General features: G+C 66.6%; 10 protein-coding genes. 3 read left to right on the top strand and 7 right to left on the bottom strand.

The window, feature by feature from the left end:
- Nucleotides 1-98: 98 nt before the first annotated feature.
- The 7 genes from ACXAEK_RS23015 to ACXAEK_RS22985 form a co-directional block, all read right to left on the bottom strand.
- On the bottom strand, nucleotides 99-8177 hold the full coding sequence (locus tag ACXAEK_RS23015) for a DUF7933 domain-containing protein (RefSeq protein ID WP_475045670.1): 8079 nt from the start codon (nucleotides 8175-8177) through the stop codon (nucleotides 99-101).
- A gap of 194 nt (nucleotides 8178-8371) precedes the next feature.
- Nucleotides 8372-11473, bottom strand: a complete 3102-nt coding sequence (locus ACXAEK_RS23010) for an FG-GAP-like repeat-containing protein (RefSeq protein WP_475045668.1) — start codon at nucleotides 11471-11473, stop codon at nucleotides 8372-8374.
- 114 nt (nucleotides 11474-11587) lie between these two features.
- Nucleotides 11588-12298 carry a phytanoyl-CoA dioxygenase family protein gene (locus ACXAEK_RS23005; RefSeq protein WP_475045666.1) on the bottom strand — a complete coding sequence of 237 codons (711 nt, stop codon included), beginning with the start codon at nucleotides 12296-12298 and terminating at the stop codon, nucleotides 11588-11590.
- A gap of 93 nt (nucleotides 12299-12391) precedes the next feature.
- A complete protein-coding gene (locus tag ACXAEK_RS23000) occupies nucleotides 12392-13078 on the bottom strand; it encodes a sulfotransferase family protein (RefSeq protein WP_475045665.1) in 687 nt (228 codons plus the stop codon).
- 109 nt (nucleotides 13079-13187) lie between these two features.
- On the bottom strand, nucleotides 13188-14357 hold the full coding sequence (locus tag ACXAEK_RS22995) for a hypothetical protein (protein WP_475045664.1): 1170 nt from the start codon (nucleotides 14355-14357) through the stop codon (nucleotides 13188-13190).
- A 61-nt stretch (nucleotides 14358-14418) separates the two neighbouring features.
- On the bottom strand, nucleotides 14419-14886 hold the full coding sequence (locus ACXAEK_RS22990) for a hypothetical protein (RefSeq protein ID WP_475045663.1): 468 nt from the start codon (nucleotides 14884-14886) through the stop codon (nucleotides 14419-14421).
- A gap of 142 nt (nucleotides 14887-15028) precedes the next feature.
- Nucleotides 15029-16147 (bottom strand): polysaccharide biosynthesis/export family protein, encoded by a 1119-nt coding sequence (locus tag ACXAEK_RS22985; protein ID WP_475045661.1) that lies wholly within the window; start codon nucleotides 16145-16147, stop codon nucleotides 15029-15031.
- A 127-nt stretch (nucleotides 16148-16274) separates the two neighbouring features.
- Here ACXAEK_RS22985 and ACXAEK_RS22980 point away from each other — a divergent pair, with 127 nt between their 5' ends.
- From ACXAEK_RS22980 to ACXAEK_RS22970, 3 genes are all read left to right on the top strand, one after another.
- Complete coding sequence (locus ACXAEK_RS22980; protein WP_475045660.1) at nucleotides 16275-17147, top strand: NAD-dependent epimerase/dehydratase family protein; 873 nt, start codon at nucleotides 16275-16277, stop codon at nucleotides 17145-17147.
- The gene (locus ACXAEK_RS22975) at nucleotides 17144-17755 is read left to right on the top strand and encodes a sugar transferase (RefSeq protein WP_475045659.1); all 612 of its coding nucleotides are present in this window, start codon (nucleotides 17144-17146) and stop codon (nucleotides 17753-17755) included. The genes ACXAEK_RS22980 and ACXAEK_RS22975 overlap by 4 nt, the downstream gene beginning before the upstream one ends.
- A gap of 335 nt (nucleotides 17756-18090) precedes the next feature.
- Nucleotides 18091-19971: a polysaccharide biosynthesis protein gene (locus tag ACXAEK_RS22970; protein WP_475045658.1), complete on the top strand. Its 1881-nt coding sequence runs from the start codon at nucleotides 18091-18093 to the stop codon at nucleotides 19969-19971.
- The last annotated feature ends 149 nt before the right edge of the window (nucleotides 19972-20120 follow it).

Below are 20120 nucleotides of genomic sequence, written 5' to 3'. Positions count from 1 at the left end.
TTGGAACAGTAAAACAGCCCGCCTTTTCAGGCGGGCTGTTTTCTTTTTGCCGGTGTTCTTTTGTTTCGGTGTTCTGCTGCCTGCTGCGGGCATCCGGTTCAGAAATCGAGCCGGATGCCGTGTTCGATCTTCAGGCTGTCCGCATCCGGAGCGGTGATCCGGGTCACCACGGCGCCCTGGCCGCCGGCAAAGGGCCGCTCGCGGTGCACATCCAGCGCCAGCCGGTCGCTGCCGTTGATATGCTCATAGTCGATCTCAAAGCCGTACCGCAGGCCGGTGGCGGGGTCATAGACATCGCGGGCAAAGGCAAAACCCGCGCCGCAGCCGGTGGTGCCGCCGTAAGACGAGCTTTCGCAGGCCAGCCGCGGCGCAAAGGACAGCCGCGCCGCCAGGCCGCTGGCCGGGCCGCTGCCTTCGGCGGCGAGGCTGGCGAATTCCACCTCGGCAAAGATGCGGCCGCCGTTGTAGCCGGGGATGTCGATCCGCCCGGTGTCGCTTTGCGACAGCTGGGTGGCGGTGACGCTGGCGTCATCCGCTTCGGCAAAGGCCAGATCGGCCCCCAGCCGCGGGCTGATCAGCATGTTGTTCAGCTGATGCCGCCCGGACAGCGCCGCCCCAGCAAAGCCGGCCGCATAGCTATAGCCGCCGCGGGCATGGATCGGGTCGGTGGCGGTTTCAAACCGCAGCCGGTAGCGGTGATGGCCAAGCGCGGCGGCGGCATAGTAATCCAGGAACAGCCCCTGGCTCAGCGCCCGGGCGCCGTAGATCCCGGCATTGGCGCCAAAGCCGGTGATGGAGCCGTCAGCGGCGCCATCGGCGCTGGTGCGGCTGACATAACCGCCCCAGAACCGGCCGCGCAGCGCCTGCTCCGGCAGGAACCGCTCGCTCTGGCGCGAGAACTGCAGCATGGCCTGGGTGCCCAGCCCGTCAGTACGGCTGAGGGTGAAGGTGCCATCCAGGATCTCGCGGCTGCCGCTGCCGCAATTGTAGACATCCCAGCCGAAACCGCCGGCGCTGCTGCCGGTGCTGCCCTGGACCTGCAGGCTGCCATCGACGTCAAAGGCGGCGACGGTGCCGCAGCGCAGCCCTTCCTGGCCGGCCTGCAGCCGCTCCAGCGCGCCTTTGGCGATCCGGCTGAAGTAGCGCTGCTGGGTCTTGACGGTCTCTTCCAGGTCTTTCTTCAGCACCGCGGTCAGCTGGTCGCGGATCTGGTCGACCAGGTCGTCGCTGATCTGCACCTGGGCCAGGGTCAGGGCAAAGCCGTCATAGCGGGTGTCCGCCGAGCTGACGGTGACCGCAGGCTGGCAGCTGTGGGTGCCTTCCACGTCCTCGTCGTCGATGGCGCTGATGGTCAGCACCTGGGGGGTGGCGAAATCGGCCGCGCCGAAGCGCATGGAGGCGGGCGAAACGCTGCATTGGCTGTCGCCGGTGAAGGCCAGCTGCACATCCTGGCCGGGCTGGCCCAGCAGCCGGAAGGACATTGCCGCGGTGTCCTCGCCGTTCTCCGAGGCGGTGAGGTCGTCATTGGTGACTGCAACGACGGCAAAATCGTCATCGGCCAGGCTGGCGGTCGCAGTCAGATCGGCAGCAGTGGTGCTGAGGCTGGCGCCGTTGCCTGCGGTCACTGCGGTCAGGGTCAGGATCAGGGTTTCGCTGCCCTCGATCAGCTGATCCTCCAGCACGGTCACGGTGATTTCTGCGCTGGTGCCGCCGGCCGGAACCGTTACCGAGCCGGCCGGTGCGGTATAGTCAGCACCGGCGGTGGCGGTGCCGGCCAGGCTGTAGCTGATCACCGTGTCCACGGTGGAGGCACGCTCCAGCGAGACGGTGAAGCCCGCATCATCCGGGGTGCCGCCATTGGCCTCGGCACCGTCATCGGCCGCGCTGACGGTGACCGCGTTCTCTGCGCATTGGGTCATCGGGATGTTGTTGGCCAGCACGTTGGGGTCGCCGGCCTCGATCACGAATGTGTCGTAGAACACCGGGTTGGCGCTGAGCGAGGCATCCGCCAGAACCCCGGTGCTGCCTACCTGGGTGGAGCCGAGCACCGCCGGGTTGGCGGGCAGCAGCGAGGTTACATCCAGGCTGCCGGAGCTGAGCCGCGCGGTGCTGGCGGCGCCGCCGGAGGGGTAGCTGTAGGCGACCGTATAGGTGCCGGGCCGCTGGGCGAACCACTGGTATTCGCCGCTGGAGCCGTCGCGCACGATGTTGATGTCATTGGCGATGCCGACGCTGCTGTTGGAGCCCGAAGGCCCGGTCACGGTGATGCCGCCGCCGGTCAGGATCCGGCCGTCGTCCTCGCAGTAGAAATAGCCCTGGGGGTCGTAATCCTCAGCATCCGGGATGCCGTCGCCGTCGCGGTCCGCGGTGGCGCTTTCAAAGCTGTCGGGCACGCCGTCGCCATCCAGGTCCGCAGGCGGCGAGGGGTTCGGGGTGCCGGTCAGCTCGGCGGTGGCTTCCAGGATCTCCGAGGCCGCATTGCCGTTGCCGGCCTGGTCCTGCACCGCATCCGCGCTCAGCTGGATGGTAAGGGTGCCGTCGTGATCCGGGGTCACGGTAACGCTGTAGCTGGCATCGCTGCCGGTCAGATCCGAGGCGCTGCCGCCGCTGATCTCCAGCCCGTCCAGGCTCAGCCCGGTGACCGTTTCGCTGAATTGCAGTGTAACCTCGAACGGGTCGCTTTGCGCCGTGTCCGGCCCGCCGAGCACCACCGTGGGCGGGCTGGCTTCCTTGTCCGCGGCGGCCGTGGCGGTGCTGCTGTTGCCGGCGCTGTCGCTCAGCGCCAGGCTCAGCGTCAGGGTACCGTCGCCGAGCCCGGAGAGATCCAGCCCGGTGATCTGGCCGGCGGCGCTGGCGATGGTGCCGCTGCCGGTCACATCGCTGCCGCCGCCATCGGAGCTGATGGTATAGGCATAGCTGCTGCCGGTTTCCGCGCCGCTGAAGGAGAAGCTGGCGGCGGTTTCATTGGCTGCGCTCACCGGATCCTGGTCAAAGCTGACGCTATGGCCGGCCGGGGCCGCCGTGTCCTTGGCCGCGGCGGCGGTCACTGCGGCGCCGGCATTGCCGGCCGCATCGGTCAGCACCACGGACAGCGTCAGGGTGCCGTCGCCGAGCCCGGAGAGATCCAGTCCGGTGATCTGATCGGTGGCGCCGGCAAGGGTGCCGCTGCCGGTCACATCGCTGCCGCCGCCATCGGAGCTGATGGTAAAGGCATAGCTGCCCCCGGCCTCGGCGTCCGCGAAGGTGAAGCTGGCGGCGGCCTGGGTGGCGGCATTCACCGGATCCTGGTCAAAGCTGACGCTGTAGCCGGCCGGTGCCGCGGTATCCTTGGTCAGCGTGGCGGTGGCCTGCGGCGCCGCATTGCCCAGCGTGTCCGAAGCATCCGCGGTCAGGCTGAGATCGCCATCGGCCAGCCCCGAGATATCCAGGGTCAGGCTCCAGGCGTTGCCCGAGACGGTGGTGCTGCCGCTGACCGAAGCCGGCGTGCTGTCCGTGACGGTGACGGTGACGGTCTGGCCGTCTTCGATCAGCGTGCTGCTGCCGGAAAGGGCGGCGGCTGCCGTTTCGGAGGCGCCGGCGGCATCATCGCCCAGCAGCGGGCTGTCAAAGGCGAGGCCCGGGATGGCGCTGCCCTTGATCACGGTGGCAGTCACTGCGGCGCCGGCATTGCCGGCGGTGTCGGTCAGCACCACGGACAGCGTCAGGGTGCCGTCGCCCAGCCCGGAGAGATCCAGCCCGGTGATCTGATCGGCGGCTCCGGCGAGGGTGCCGCTGCCGGTCACATCGCTGCCGCCGCCATCGGAGCTGATGGTATAGGCATAGCTGCTGCCGGCCTCTGCGCTGCTGAAGGAGAAGCTGGCGGCGGTTTGATTGGCGGCATTCACCGCGCTCTGGTCAAAGCTGACGCTGTAGCCGGCCGGTGCCGTGGTGTCCTTGGCTGCGGTGGCGGTCACCGCCCCGGCCGCATTGCCGGCCGCATCGGTCAGCACCACGGACAGCGTCAGGGTGCCGTCGCCCAGCCCGGAGAGATCCAGCCCGGTGATCTGATCGGCGGCGCCGGCGAGGGTGCCGCTGCCGGTGACATCGCTGCCGCCGCCGTCAGAGCTGATGGTATAGGCATAGCTGCTGCCGGCCTCGGCGTCCGCAAAACTGAAGCTGGCAGCGGTTTGATTGGCGGCATTCAGCGGATCCTGGTCAAAGCTCACGCTCTGGCCTGCCGGCGCGGCGGCATCCTTGCTGAGGCTGGCGCTGGCCTGCCGCGCAGCCGTGCCGGCCAGATCCGAGGCATCCGCGGTCAGGCTGAGATCGCCGTCGGCCAGCCCTGAGAGATCCAGGGTCAGGCTCCAGGCATTGCCCGAGACGGTGGTGCTGCCGCTGACGGAAGCTGATGCGCTGCCGGTGACCGTGACGGTGACGGTCCGGCCATCCTCGATCAGCGTGCTGCTGCCGGAGACGGTCAATGCGGCGGCCTCGGCGGCGTTGACGATGTTATCGGCGGTAAAGGGGGTGTCCACGGTCAGCCCGATCACATTCAGGCTGGCCGAAGCGGTGCCGGAATTGCCGGAGGAAGAGGTCAGATCGCCGGTGGTGTTGGTGTAGCTGCCGGCCGTGGCGCTGGTCACCTCTGCGCTGATGGTGCAGCTGGCGCCGGCGGCCACGGTGCCGCCGCTGTAGTTCAGGCTGGCGCTGCCGGCCGCCGCGGTGAGCGTGCCGCCGGTGCAGGTGGCGGCGGCATTGGCGGGCGTGGCCAGCACCAGCCCGGCGGGCAGGTTGTCGGTCACATCCAGCGCCGAGGCGGCAATTGCCGAGGCGCTGTTGTCCACGGTCAGCGTCAGCGTGGTGCTGCCGCCCTCTGCGATTGAGGCGCTGGCAAAGGATTTGGCAAAGCCGGGGGCGGGTTCCACCGTGAAGGCGGCGGTGGCGGCGGGTGCGGCAAAGCTGCCGTTCTCTGTCAGCGTGCCGGAGCTGCTGCTGTAGCTGCCGGTTGCTGCAGCAGCCGGCACGGTCACGGTCAGCGGGATGCTGCAGCTTTCGCCGGGGGCCAGGCTGCCGGCGGTGAGCGATACCGTGCTGCTGCCGGTCACGCTGGAGCCGCTGCCGCACAGGTTGCTGCCGGTGCCGCCGGTCACGGCGAGGCCGCTGAGGGATGCATCCAGGTCATCGGAGAACCGCAGCCCGGTCAGGCTGGCGCTGCTGTCGGTATTGGTGATCACATAGGTCAGCGTGGTGCTGCCGCCGGCGGCCAGGGCCGGGTCAGCAAAGGATTTGCTGAAGCTGGGCCGCGAGAAGGCGCTGACGCTGAGGGTGGCGCTGGCGGCGGGGCCGGTGACCGCGAGCCCGGAGATGGTGCCGGTGACGCTGCTGGTCGTGCCGCTGTAGTCATTGGCGGCGGCGCTGCCCGGGACGGCCAGGGTCACGCTGAAGGTACAGCTGCCGCCGGCCGCAAGGCTGGCGCCGGTCAGGCTGAGCGTGGAGGTGCCGGAGAAGGAGGAGCCTGCGCCGCAGGGATCGCTGAGCGTGCCGGAGCTGGAGGCGAGGCCGCTGAGCACCGCGTCCAGGCCATCGGTGAAGGCAATGGCGCTTGCAGCACTGCTGTTCAGGTTGGTGAGCGTGTATTCCGCGGTCACCGTGCCGCCCGGTGCCGCCGGATCATCGGTGTAGGATTTGCTGAGCGACAGCTGGGCGGAATCCACTTCCAGATTTGCCAGCATCGCGGGCAGGGCCACCGAGGCGCTGTTCACCGTGGCGGTCACGCTGGAGCTGAGCGAGCCATAGCTGCCATCCGACGCGCCGGCCGGCACCAGCAGTTCCACCTCGATAATGCAGCTGCTGCCGGCGGCGATGTCGAGGCCGGAGAAAATGCCGAAAGTGGTGCCGCTGGAGGAGGGCGCGCTGCCGCAATTGGTGAAGGTGGCAGGCGGGTTGTTGACCGCTGCCAGGCTGCTCAGCGCGGTGCTGTAGCTGTCGGTGAAGAAGCCGCCGGTATAACCGGCGCTGCTGTCCGGGTTGGTCAGCGTGTAGGTCAGGGTGACGGTGCCGCCGGGCAGGGCGGCGGCGGCAAAGCTCTTGGCGGTCTGCAGCGGCTGCGCGGAGATCACCTGCAGGCTGTCGCTGGAGGCGCTGGCAGCGGTGGCCTGGCCGCCGGCCGTGGCGCTGAGCGCGCTGGTGGTGTTGGTATAGGTGCCGTTTGCGGCGCCTGCGGGCAGGCTGATGTCCAGGACAATCTGGCAGCTTTCGCCGGGATCCAGGGTGCCGCCGGAATAGCTGAGGGTGGAGCTGCCGCTCAGGCTGCCGCCGCAGCTGTCGCTGGTGAGGCTGCTGAAGACGGTGCCGGACAGGAAGGCATCCAGGTCGTCGGTAAAGGCGATGGCGGTGGCGGCGGCTGCCGATTCTGCAGCGCTTGAGAGGGTGAAGGTCAGCTCAGTATCGCTGCCGGCTGCGGCGGCGTCCTGGGTGAAGGATTTGACCAGGCTGAGGTTGGCGCCGCCTGCGATCGTCATCGTGGCGCTGGCGCCGCTGGCGACGGCCGGAGTGCCGTTCACGGTGGCGCTCAGGTCGCCGGTGGAGAAAGGATAGTCGCCGGGCGGGGTGTCTGCGGCGGCGGCGAGCACCAGGTCAAAGCTGCAGCTGGCCCCGCCGGCCAGGCTGCCGCCGCTCATGCTGAAGGCAAAGACGTCGGTACCGGGAAAGGTCTGGGTGAAGGTGCTGCCCGTCCCGCAGCTGTTTGCCGCGGGCAGGGTGCTGATGGTGACGTTATTGGCGCCGGTGATATCGGTAATCACATCGCTGAAGGCGATATCCGTGGCGCTTACGGCCGCATTCGGGTTGGTGATGGTATAGCGCAGCGTGCCGGTGGAGCCGGCGGTCACCGGGTTGTCGGTGAAGGCCTTGCTGAGCGATGGCGGCTGGGAGCCCGCGCCGAACACCCGGAGCGTGGTGCTGGCGGTGCTGCCGGTCACCGGGCTGCCGCCGAGATCGCCGGTCAGCGCGCTGGTGGTATTGGTATGGGTGCCGTCTGCGGCGCCTGCAGGCAGGGCAATCTCTGCCGAGATGGTGCAGCTGGCCCCGGCGGCCAGGCTGCCGCCGGAGAAGCTGAGCGTGCTGCTGCCGGCGCCGGTGACCGAGCCGCCGCAGCTGTTGCTGTTGAGGCTGCTGAAAGTGGCGCCGGAGAGGAAAGAGCCGTCCAGGTCATCACTGAAGGCCAGATTGGCGGCGCTGCTGCTGCGGCTGGTGTTGTTGAGGGTGAAGGTCAGCGTCACGCTTTCGCCGGCATTGGCCTGGATCACGTCAAAAGCCTTGATCAGGCTCAGGCTGTCTGCGGCCGGACTGTTGACGGTCAGGCTGGCACTGGCGGTGTCCTGGGAAATGGTGGTGAAGAACGGATTGCGGACAATGAGATCGTTTTCCAGGCTGTAGCTGCCCGCGGTGTCCGCCCGGACCAGGGCGGTGATGGTGCAGCTGGTGGTGCCGCCTGTGGTCAGCGTCGGGCCGTCGAACTCCAGGGTGCCGGCCCCCTGATCCACCGTCAGGGTGCCGCCGCAGGAGCTGCTGGTGGTGGCGGGCGAGGGGAAGCTCAGCCCCGCAGGCAGCGTTTCGCTGAAGGAGGGGGTCCGGTAATCGGTGAACCCGGGGCTGGAGGGGACGGTGACATCAAAGCTGTAGGTCAGCGTCGTGGTGCTGCCCGGATCCACCGCAGAGGGGCTGGCGGATTTGGAATAGCCGGTGCCGCTGGCGGCGGTGACGGTCAGGTCGTCGGTGGCGCTGCCGCTGTTGCCCTGGGAGGAGGTCAGATCGCCGCTGGTGAATGTATGGGTTGCCACCGTGCTGGAGGTGACGGGCAGCGAGATCGTGCAGATCTCGCTGGCCCCGAGCCGCCCGCCGCTGAAGGCCAGGCTGGTGCCCCCGGCGGCTGCAGTGAAGGTGCCGTCGCAGCTGTTGTTCTGGCTGCCGCTGGCAACGGTCAGGCCTGCGGGCAGGGTGCCGCTGAAGGCCAGGCCGCTGGCTGGGGCGCCAGAGGATTCGGTGATGGTGAAGGTCAGCGTCGAATTGTTGCCCGAGGCGATTGAAACCGGTGAGAACTCGGCCTCGAAAACGGGGGCTGCAAGGGCCGCTGCGGGGGTGGTGAGAGACAGGAAAGCAGGAAGCAGGCGCAGGGCGCGGTGCAGCAAGCGGGTCATTGAAAGTCCTTAACTATCTCTCGGGCAAAGGGCCGGGCCAGGGGCGCGGGGTACCGGGGTTACGGTAGGGCAGGCGGAAATCCGCCACAACTTTGGATCGCAAAAAATATCAAAGTTCCAAAGACTGTAGCAGATCTGCACGGTCCCGCCCTCCTGGCCAGGGGGCTTGCCGCTGCCCGCCGCCGCAGGCGGGGCTACTGGCGGCGGATCCGGTACAGATGGCCTGCGGGCAGCGGCCCTGCCAGCTTGGTTTCCGTGCCGTCCGGCCAGCGGATGCTGGCGCCCGCGGCGCTGGCCGCCCGGCCCAGCCCGAAATGCGCCCGCGGCGCATCAAAGCTCATGAAGCCGCCGCCCAGCTGCAGTTCCCGGGTCTGGATGCTGCCGTCTGCGGCGGTCAGGCGGATGCGGGCGCCGATGGCAGCCCGGTTGCCCGCCAGATCCTCCAGCTCAAAGGCGATGGCGGCGTTCTGGCTGTTGTTGCGGAACAGCGCCAGCGGCCCGTTCACCGGATGGGTCAGCAGATCCAGGTCGCCATCGCCATCCATGTCAAACTGCACCGCCGCGGCCGTCATCAGGTAATCCTCCAGCCCGAAGGGGCCGGAAGCCTCGGCAAAGCGGCGCCCGCCCGCCGCCGCCGGGATGTTGTGGAAGAACAGGTTCGACGGGGAAACCTCATTGGGCACCCAGGTGCCATTGACGATATAGACGTCCAGCCAGCCGTCCTGGTCGAAATCGGCGATCTTGGTGTCCCAGCTCCAGCCGCCCACGTCCAGGCCGCGCGCCGCGGCGGTATCGGCAAAGGCGGTGCCCTGCCATTCCAGCAGCACGTTGGAGCGCAGGATCTGCGGATGGGTCAGCGCGATTTCCCCGGCCGCCGGGCGGCGGGAGGGTTTGAAATGCAGATCGCAATAGGCGCGCGGGATCTCCTGGGCGGCGGGGATCAGCGCACAGACCGAGGGGTCGCGCTTCTGGATCGCCAGATCCTTGATCAGCATCGCCTTGCAATCGGCCTGGGCCTGCCCCGTCATTGCCTGGCAGCGCCCGGCATAGGCGGGATCGAAATTGTTGCCGGTCTTGTACCAGGATTTGATGGCCATGTTCTGCTCGCAGAGCGCCTTGGCCGCGGGATCGGCAATGGCCGCGCAATAGAGCGCCAGCGGCTGCATCTTCAGGGTATCCGAGACCCCGGAGGAGCGCCCGGCGATCTGCGCCAGATAGAGCGCGGGCCGGCCGGTGTTGAACAGATCGGCGGTTTTGACCGCCATCGTGGTGGTGGTGGTATGCGGGATCAGCCCTTCCGGCTGGCTCAGCATCGCCAGCCCGCCCTTGCCGTCGCCGCGGTAGAAGTAATCGGGGATGTCGAAATCATTGCCGGCAATCAGGTCCGGGGTGCCGTTGCCGTCGAAATCGCTGAACAGCACCGACAGGGTCTCGCCGGGGATGCCGGGCAGATCGGTATAGGTCCCGCCGGTCATCTGGCCGTCCCGGTTCCACAGCACCCGGTTGCGCGCCTCCTCGCCGGGGATGCGCCGGTACCAGCCCGCCGCCCAGTTGCCCAGGGCCGCGTCCAAAGTGCCGTCGCCATCGGCATCGGCAAAGCTGAGCGCCATGGTCAGCGGCGCATCGGCACGGTTTTTCACGGCGCGCGGCGGCTCCGGGCCGAATTGCCCCTGCACATTGCGCCACCAGTAATTGCCCTGCAGGTAGCTGGCCAGGAACAGGTCGCTCCAGCCGTCATTGTCGATATCGGCCAGGGCGGCGTTGAAGACGGGGGCCTGCGCCAGCGGCCCAAGCTCTGCCGCGATCCGGGAGAACTGCCCCTGGCCGTCGTTTTCATAGAGATAGAGCCCCGCCTCGGTGGAGGCGATGGCCAGGTCCAGGTCGCCGTCCCTGTCGATATCGCCGGCCGCCAGGCTGCGGCCCTCCCAGAACGGCGGCCACATGTCGCGCATGCCGAATTCCAGCGGCTTATCAATGCCCGCGGCAGAGGCTTCCATCCGGGTAAAGCCGGTCTCTGCCGGCGGCGAGGGCGGCGCGAAGGGTGCGGCGGTGACAGTGATGCGGGCGGCATCCGGGCTGATGGCCCGCGGGCCCGGATCCAGCGTCGCCGCCTGGGCTGCGCCCCAGGGCACGGCCCGGAGCGGAGCGGTAACCGGGGCCGGGGCTTCGCTCTGCAGCAGCAGCTCCAGCGCCCGGCGGCTCTGCCAGCCGTGATAGCCCTGCGCTGCCGCCCCGGCCAGGATGCCGAGCCCGGCCAGCACCGCCGCCATCAGCGCGGCGGCGCGCAGCCCCAGGCTCTGGCGGATGATCAGAAAGGAATAGACCGAGAAACTGCCCAGCGTGATCAGCAGCGCCATCACATAGCCATGCGGCAGCCCGGCGGCCAGCAGCGCCCCGGTCAGCACCGCGTCAAAGGCCATCGGCACCGGCAGGAACAGCCCGGCCAGGGTGAGCAGCACCAGGATGCCCGCGCCAAAGCCCAGCCCGGTGATCAGATCCGGCGGCAAAAGCGTCGCCGCGGTGGCGCCCAGCAGCCCGGCCGCCAGCATCAAGGGCACCGTGAGGCGGATAATCCGCCACAGGTTGGCGGCATAGGCGCGTGCCACCGCCGCCCCGGCCGCCGCCAGGCTTTCGCGCGGGGTCCCTGCGGCCAGCTCCTGTGCGGTCCAGGGGGCAGGCGCCGGCACCTCTGCGGCGGCGGCCTGCCGGGGCAGGGCGTAGCGGCAGATCAGCGGCACCGCGCCCAGGATCACCAGCAGGCTGATGCCGATCTTGGCCAGGGCCATATAGGCGGGCAGCAGGCTGAACATCATCGACAGCACCACGATGTTCAGCGACGGCGAGGCCACCATGGCCGCCAGCGCGGTTTCGGCCCGCATCCCGGCCGCATAAAGCCCGCGCCCGACCGGTGCCGCGCAATTGGCGCAGACCCCCAGCGGCGCCCCCACCGCCAGCCCCAGCACCGCATTGGCAAAGCCGCCGCGGAAGCTGCGCTGCTGCAGGCTGCCCAGAAGGGTCATGAAACCGGCGGCAAACAGAATGCCGAAGGTCATGCCCTGCCGGTTGGTGTGGAGCCAGTTCAGGGTGGTGTAGAAAATCCGCTCGGGGATGCCCATTGCCTCTGTCAGCGGGAAATGCGCCTCAAAGCTCAGGGGATCCTCCAGCTGGATCGCCCCGGACATCATCAGCTTTTCATTCAGCGCCGGATAGCGGGAGCCGGTCCAGAACAGATAGGCCAGGGTGCCCAGGATCAGGAGCGACAGAAACAGGCGTGCGGGGCGGGTTTGGACTGTCATGTCTGCCTTTATCTGGGTGTATTGCTATCTGGCGCCGGGATGTACAAGCGGGCGTGGCCGGGCCGGTTCACGACGCATGCTGCGAAACCGGCGCGCTGCCATCCGCTGCCCGCATTACTGATGGTGAGGCGGAAAGGGCATCACCGCTTCCGCCGGGGCAAGTTCCGGAGGGATAGCGAGGCCGCGCTTGGCAAGCCGGATGGCAAGCCCCAGGCGCGGCGGGCCGGAGGTGTGGCTGAGGCTGCGGTGCAGCAGGGCAGAATGAAAGAGCACAAAGCAGCCTGCCGGAATCGGAACCGGGCGCCGCTCAGCCAGAAGCTCTTCCGGGAGGCCGGTGAGAAAGTGCTCTTTGGACGGGCGCTTGTGATATGGGCGAAGATCCCTTTCGAACCCCGGCTGCGGCAGGTGTGATCCAGGTATGACTTCGAGCAGGCCATTTGTATGGGTGATGTCGGTGAGGCCGAATAAGACAGAAAAATGCGCCCCGCTTTCCTCCAGCCGTATGCTCTCCTCCTCTGCTGAATGGAAATGCTTGTCATGGTGCCATCCAACTTCGCGGCTGCCTTCTGTCTTGCTGAAGAAAGCGCTCCGCCACAAAACCAGATCGCCGCCGCACAGGCGCTGGACATGTTCGGTCAGGCCGGGGTCGGAAAGCAGGGAATGCACCACAGGGTTTTCGATATGGCCGTCCCGCTGATACATGCCTGACTGACTGTGCTGAGCAAGAACCTTCTGGGCTCTCTCTGGCTCGGCCAAAGGCAAAGGGGAGCTGTAACCAGTTATATCTAAAGATTTTTTCTCAACGGAATCGGAGATTTTACTCATTTCGGGGCAGGCCCTTTATGGAAGATTTCGAACCCTGCTTGCATACTGTGTGGCAGGCAAAGCGTCCAGATGGCTGCTCGCGCCAGGCCTAAGTCAGGCCAAAAGGGAGCGGTTCTCGGTTTCAGAATGGATCCGGGCCCAGTCATAGATTTCGAATTCGAGCGGGAACCGCTCGCGGAACCGCTCATATGCGCCCTCAGGCAGGGCCGGCCTTGGCTTGCCGGCATTCAAATGCGGCAAGCGGGCTGTCCCGGCAGGGCGGCCGAGCAGCTTTTCAAAACGCTGCAGGCAGGAGTCCAATGTTTCATAACATCCGACGCCGATAAAAAATTCTTCAAACTGCTCCCGGTAATTTTCGGCGGTGACCGGACGGGGAAAATGCTCCAGCATATTCAGATGGCCGGTCTCGAGATGCCTGCTAAGGCTGGCGTCTCCTATATCTGATCCGTGCTTCCAGTCTTCAGCGCGGCGCTGGCTGAAGAAATAGCGCGAGATATGCATGTCAAACGGATCGCGCAGGATTGTCAGGAACTGCCGGACGCTGGGATAGTAGTCTGAAATGCCAAAGCCGCGCAGCCGGTTGAAATGGCCATAAATGACTGGCGCCGCACCGGGGGCGTCCAGGTCAAGCCGGCGCGGCATTTCTCCCTTGGGCTCGTTGTAGTAATGCAGCTTAAGCTGGTCCGGGAACCATTTCTGAAACACCGTTCTGACAGATGTGCCCGCGGTTTTCGGGACATGGATGAAGATCAGGGGGTCATCCGGGGAGAAACTTCGCATGCGCACCTGCCAAATTCCGTCGAGTTTGCTGAGTTGCTCATATACAGCATGCACCCAAGCCAGGATCAACCGGCTTGGGCTGTGCCCGCGGGAAAGGCCCCGGCCGGTTTCAGTCTTGTGCTTGCAAGGCTGTTTCGAGCACTGCAATGCGGTCGTTCAGCTGTGAAATGTAGATATGTGCATGTTCCAGCTCGTTCAGCATGCCCAGCAGCTTGCTGGTCAGCTCATACTGGCCGCTTTCAGCGGTCGGGCCGACATTGGGCAGGTAGCCTTGCTTGTACATCAGCTGTGCCCGTTCGGCGATTGGCAGGATATCGTAGTCTTCTTCGAAAACCCCATCGCAAGGCGTGGCGCAAGAGCCGGTTGTGGTGATGGTGCCCGTGATCGTCAGATCCCCGTTCTGCGTAAGCTCCAGCGGCGAGGTATTGTTGTAGCTGGTGAAAATGGCAAAAACCTGGTCGGAGTTGCGATGCGCCAGCCGCCAGTCGCCGCTTGCAGCCGTGTTTTCCAGTACGATCTGGCTGCCGCCGTTGTTGCGCAGGCGCAGCATGGTCCGCTGCGCTGGCGTCCCATTGGTGTTCTCAAGGATCACGTGATCCGTCGCGCCGCTGATATTGTCGGTTTCGACCACATGCAGCACTCCGCCGGGGCTGCTGGTGTTGATCCCTACCTCTTCATTTTCAGCGAGGTACAGCATGTTTGTTCCAGCCCCAGGCTGGATCTTGAACGGCAGCAAGCTGCCGTTGGTCACGTCGCGGACAAAGAAATTGCTTTCATTGCCGGCGAGATCCCAGGTCTGCGGGGTAAAGCCCGAGGTGCCGTCCTGCTCCAGCCGCAGGGTCGGGGTGTCGCCGTCCGGCACGTGGATCTCCACCACCGGCGAGGTGGTGCCGAGGCCGATGCGGCCGCCGTCATCCACATAAAGCGCATTCGAAGGCGCGCCGTATTCCACCGTGAAAGGCACCGCGCTGTTGTCGATGGATTCGATGGAGAATTTGTTCAGGCCGCCGTTATCCGATTCATTGGCGGTCAGCTGCCAGTCGACGGTGGGGAAGCTGGCGGTGTTGGAGGTGTCCTGGAACTTGATCCGGGTGTTGTTTTCCTTCATCCGGATGGTGTCAAAGCCGAAGCTTTCGCCATTGACGCAATCCTGGCCGACGCAGAGGCTCTGGGTGATGATCACATCGTCGTTGAAGACCTGGTCCGCCTGGGCGGCGCCGGCCATCAGGGCCAATGTGCCCGTGCCTGCGGCCAGGGATTGTAGAATTGTCTTTTTCATCTGGATTATCTCCCTGGCTTATTCCATGCGGCGGGCCGTGCCGGCGCAGAGCCTTCGCTGATTAGTCTTCGGTGAGGGTTTCCGGCGTGATGATCACGCCGCGCGACACGACAAAGGAGCCGCTCATGTAAAAAGGTTTCGCCTTGGTGCCGGCGGCTTCGCCGCGGCCGTTGTCGAGCGGATTGGCAATCTCTTCCAGCGTGTCCGTTGCCGCCTTGAGCTCATACCGGTAGGTGCCGTCCAGCACCGTGTCCCGGGCCAGTTCGAACACCGGGGTGCCGCTGGCGGCAAAGATTTCGGTGACAGTGCCATTGGGGGCGGCGATCACCAGGGTTGCATTGCGCAGCCCCAGCCAGTTCTCGAACCAGAGCGCATTGGAATTATGCTGCTGCACGGGGTCCGCCTCCAGCGCGGCGGAAGGGCCGGGCAGCCCGGCCAGAAAGCCGCAGGCCAGAACCGCAAACAGAGACAGCGGGCGGCGCAGGCCCCGGAGGTCAATAAGGCGAGCGCCCGTCATCGGAAATGTCATTCTTGAACTGCCCCTATGCTCAAATCAGATCAACCAAACGCGCCCCGTCCCGTTTTTTCCGCACGGCTTTACCCAAGGGCAGCGTCAATATACCAGAAAGAGATTTCATTTAAAGGTTTAGTGATTTTTTTCCGGGCCGCTGTTACTCGATAATACCGGCGCGGCTGAAGACGCCGAAGAAGTTGCCGAAGATGTTGGAGATGGTCAGCGCATCGTTGATCGGGGATTCGGTGGCCATGACCAGATCGCCCGGGTTCACCTGGAACTGGCGCGCCGAGAACAGCCCGTCGGCGGAGGTGAGGTCGAGCGAGAACACCACCCGCTGCTGGCGCGGCCCGCGCACCCCCGGCGCCACCGCCGAGGCCGGGTATTCGCGCAGGATCAGCAGGCCCTTGGGATCGGCCTTGCCGTCCTGGAAACCGCCTGCCACGGACATTGCGTCCATTGCCGACATCTCGTCTTTGGAGAAGATATGCAGGTCTTCTTCGCCGGTGGCGCCGAAGGAAAGGAAATAGCGCTCATCCTCCTCGACGAAAACCCGGTCGCCGCCGCGCAGCAGGGTGTCCAGGCGGGGGTTGTTCAACAGGTTGTCGACCGAGGTGCCATAGATGTTCTGGCCGCGCACCAGGCGGATCTGCGGGTTGTTGAGATTGGCGCTGATGCCGCCGCCTGCGGAAATCAGCCCCATTACCGTGTAGTTGCGGTCCGGCATCGGATAGGTGCCTGGCTGGGCCACGCCGGAGACCAGATCGACCGAATTGCCGCGGCCCTCGGCCATCGCCAGCTGCACCTGGGCGGAAGGAACAACAGGCTCCAGCGCCTCCTGAAGCTTGCGCCGGGCCAGGTCCGGGGTCAGCCCGGTGACGGTGACATCGCCCACATAGGGCATGAAGATGGAGCCGTTGGCGGCAACTTTCATATCCTGCAGCTGCACCATCTTCTGCTCGGCTGCAGTCAGCAGCGAATTGTCGTTGCTGTCCCAGATGCTGAGGGTCAGCTGGTCGCCGGGCTGGATGATCTGGGTCTTGGCGCCCTGATGGCCGCGCAGCCAATTGAGCCGCTCCTGCTTGCCGGTGGCGGGCCATGCGGCCACCGTCGGCAGCAGTGCCCGGTTCACCTGGTAGAGCGCGAAATTGGCATCCGCCTCGCCTGATTCTTTCAGGATCTCCTCGCTGGCCGGGGCGCCGCCGGGCAGGCGGGAACAGGCTGCGGGCAGAAGGATCAGGCCGGCAGCAGCCAGCCAGGGAAGAAGTTTCAGCATGAGGTGCCTGCCATTCAAGCGCTCGGGCCCCTGGCCGGGAGATATGCCCGGGGGAACCGCTTTGATTTTTGTCCGGCCAAAGGATACTGGGCTGACGCAGAGGGTCAACAGGAACAGGCAGCAGAGCATGGGGATTCCCGCCGCAGTGGTTCTGGGCGCAACAGGGCGGATCGGGCAGCTGATGCAGCTGGCCCCGCCCGAAGGGGTGCATCTGCGCCTGCAGGCGCGCCGCTTGCAGGGCGGCCCGGCCGCAACAGGCGGGGACTGGCATGTGCTGGACCCGCTGGCGGAGCCGCAGGCGCTGGCGCGCCTGGCGGCGGGGGCGGAGGCCATCCTCTGCCTGGCCGGGCCGGTGCCGGGAAGAGGCGCAGGGGAGATGCAGGCGCACATCCGCCTGGGCGAGGCGGCGGTGCGCGCAGGCGCTGCTGCAGGGGCCCGGGTGCTGCTGGCTTCTTCGGCGGCGGTCTATGGCGCGCAGGGCGGCCTGCTGACGGAAGACGCGCCGCTGCGCCCCGCCAATCCCTACGGCGCCGCCAAGGCGGAGATGGAGCACCGCGCCGCGGCGCTGGGAGCGCAGCTGGGGGTGCCGGTCTGCGCCTTGCGGATCGGCAATATTGCCGGGTTCGACGCTGTTCTGGGCGGCTGGCGGCCCGGGTTCCGGCTGGATCAATTTGCGGACGGCACCAGCCCGCGGCGCAGCTATACCGGGGTGCGGGTGCTGGCGCAGGTGCTGGCGGCGCTCTTGCAGGCGCCGGGCTTGCCGCCCGCGCTCAACATCGCGCAGCCCGGCGCGGTGGAAATGGCAGCGCTGCTGGCGGCGGCAGGGCGCCCCTTTGCCTGGACCCCGGCGCCGCAGGCGGCCATCCCTGAGGTGGCGCTGGACACGGCCCGGCTGCAGGCGCTTTTGCCCTTTGAGCTGGCGCCGGCGGATCCGGGCGCCATGGCGGCAGAATGGGCCGGATTAGAGCCGCAATTGAACAAGGAGCAGAGCAGCCGATGACCTGGCGCAAACGGATTTTCGACCTTTTCTTCGCCGCTCTGCTGATCGTGGTGCTGGGGCCTGTGCTGCTGCTGCTGCTGGGATGGCTCTTGTGGAAAGAGGGGAGGCCGCTGTTTTATGTGGCGGAGCGGATGAAGGGGGTGGATCAGCCCTTCATGCTTTGGAAGCTCAGGACCATGACCGTGGCGGACACCGATACGGGCGTCTCCGGCGGCGACAAGGCCGCCCGCATCACCCGCACCGGCGCCTGGCTGCGCTCCAAGCGGCTGGATGAGTTCCCGCAGCTGTGGAACATCCTGAAGGGCGATATCTCCTTTGTCGGGCCGCGCCCGCCGCTCAGGCAGTATGTCGAGGCGCATCCGGAGATCTACGCCGAGGTGCTGAAATCGCGCCCCGGGGTCACCGGGCTGGCCTCGATCACCTATCACCGCCACGAGGCGGCGCTCCTGGCGCGCTGCGGCAGCGCCGAAGAGACCGATGCGGTCTACTCCCGCGCCTGCGTGCCGGTGAAGGCGCGGCTGGACCTGATCTACCAGCGCCATCAGAGCATGTGCTACGACTTCGACATCGTGTTTCAGACCATTGGCAATATCTTCCGCCGAGGGTAGCGTACGGGGGCGCTGATTCCCGTTCTGACTGTTTTTGCGGCCCTGTTGCGGAGGCCGGCGCAGGATTGCGGCGCGGCGGCGGCGCAAGCATGGCAATCGCGGGGCGAAAGCGGCGGTTTTTCGCCGCTCCGCGGTTTTTTAGCAGAGGAAAACCGGGTAATAGACAGAAAACCGGTTATGATAGGAATTACGTTTTAAGAGCGGTGCGGAGGTTTCCGCCGCGCCATATTGGTTTAGTCATTTCCCCTGCCGCCCGGGCTTTTGCGGGCAGGCATGGCAGGGCCGCAGGATAAAAAGTGCAGGCAGCAGCACATGGCAGTTGAGGACAGGCGGGCATGTATAATCTGATCAGTGCGCTATCGCGCAGGCAGAAATCCTATGTATTCCTGGCCGCCGACCTGGCGCTTTTGCCGCTGGCGCTGCTGTTCACCCTGGAAGTGCAGCCGCTGCCGGATCCGGCGCTGGCGACCTTGGGGGCGCTGCTGCCGGTGCTGCCCTATGTGCTGGCCTCTGCGGCCGGGCTGGCGCTGTGGCTGGGGCTGCCGCATGTGCAGCTCAACGCCTATGAGCGCCATGCCGCGGCGCAAAGCGCACTGCTGGCGGGCGGCAGTGCGCTGGTGCTGGCGCTGCTGGCTGCGGGGTTCGGCCCGGCGCTGCCGCCCGGCACCCATGTGGTGTTTGCGATCTGCTATTTCCTGTTCATGGTGGTGACCCGTGCGGCGATGCTGCAGGTGGTGCTGGCGGTCTACCGCCGCGCCCAGCCGCGCTGCCGGGTGCTGATCTATGGCGCGGGCAATACCGGCACCCAGCTGGCCCAGGCGCTGAAGGCCCATGACGGCATCGACCCGGTGGCCTTTGCCGATGACAATTCCTCCTTGCAGGGGCTGACCCTGGTCGGGCTGCCGGTCTTTGCGCCCACGCGGATTTCCGAGATCGTGCAGGCGCGCCAGATCAGCCGGGTGCTCTTGGCGATGCCCTCGCAGAGCCAGCCGCGCCAGGCGCAGATCACCCAGCGGCTGCAGAAACTGGGGCTGGAGGTGCAGGCGCTGCCCTCCTTTGCCCAGCTGATCGGCGAGGAGGCCCTGGTCGACAAGCTGACGCCGGTGGCGCCGCAGGCCTTTCTGGGCCGGGCTGCGCGCAATGTGCCCCTGAAGGAAGCGGCCGGCTCCTACCAGGGCAAGGCGGTGCTGGTCTCCGGTGCCGGCGGCTCGATTGGTTCGGAACTGTGCCGCCAGGTGCTGACCTGCCGGCCCTCGAAGCTGGTGCTGTTCGAACTCAGCGAGCTGGCGCTTTACAATGTGCATCAGGAGCTTGGCCCCCTGGCCGAGGCCGCGGGCATCGAACTGGTGCCGGTCTTGGGCTCGGTCACTGATCCGCGCCAGGTGCGGATGGTGCTGAGTGCCCATCAGGTGCAGGTGGTGCTGCATGCGGCGGCTTACAAACATGTGCCGCTGGTCGAGGCGAACCCGCTGCCGGGCCTGGCCAACAATGTCTTTGGCACCCAGACCCTGGCCCGCGCCGCGGCGCGGGCAGGGGTTGAGCGCTTCATTCTGATTTCTTCCGACAAGGCGGTGAACCCGGCCAATGTGATGGGCGCCTCCAAACGCATGGCGGAACTCATCGTGCAGGACCTGGCGACCCGGTTCGGGGGCCGCACGGTGTTCACCATGGTGCGCTTCGGCAATGTGCTGGGCTCAAGCGGTTCAGTGGTGCCCTTGTTCCAGGAGCAGATCAGCCGCGGCGGCCCGGTCACCGTGACCGACCCGAATGTGCGCCGCTTCTTCATGACCATCAGCGAGGCGGTGCAGCTGGTCTTGCAGGCGGGCGACATGGCTCAGGGCGGCGAGGTCTTTGTGCTGGATATGGGCGAGCCGGTGCCGATCCTGCAGCTGGCCCGCCAGGTGATCGAAAGCGCGGGCCACAGCGTGCGCGATGCAGAGCATCCGGAGGGCGATATCGCCATCGAGATCATCGGGCTGCGCCCCGGCGAGAAGATGGAGGAGGAGCTGACCTTGAGCGAGGAGCTGATCCATACCCGCCATCCCAAGATCTTCTGCGCCCGCGAGACCGTGCTGTCGGAGATCGAGGTCGCGGGCTTCCTGCGCAGCCTGCGCCAGGCGGTGGCGGCGGGCGACGAGGCGGCGGCGCGGCAGGTGATCCAGCGCTGGGTCGAGGGCTACTGCCAGCCGCTGGAGGCCGGGCGCAAGACCTCCTGATCCTGCGGAAATCCCCGTATCAGGGCCGGTGCAAGCCCCGTAATTGCAAGCCCTGGCGCGGGCGCAGGTGCGGCGCCGGGGCTGCAGTGGCGGGGAAACTTCCGCCGCCCGCGCCGCGGCAATTGATCCGGCCCGGCCATTCATGCTCT

Source organism: Leisingera sp. ABM4_101, assembly GCF_056158725.1.
This window is presented reverse-complemented; position numbering and strand designations above follow the sequence as displayed.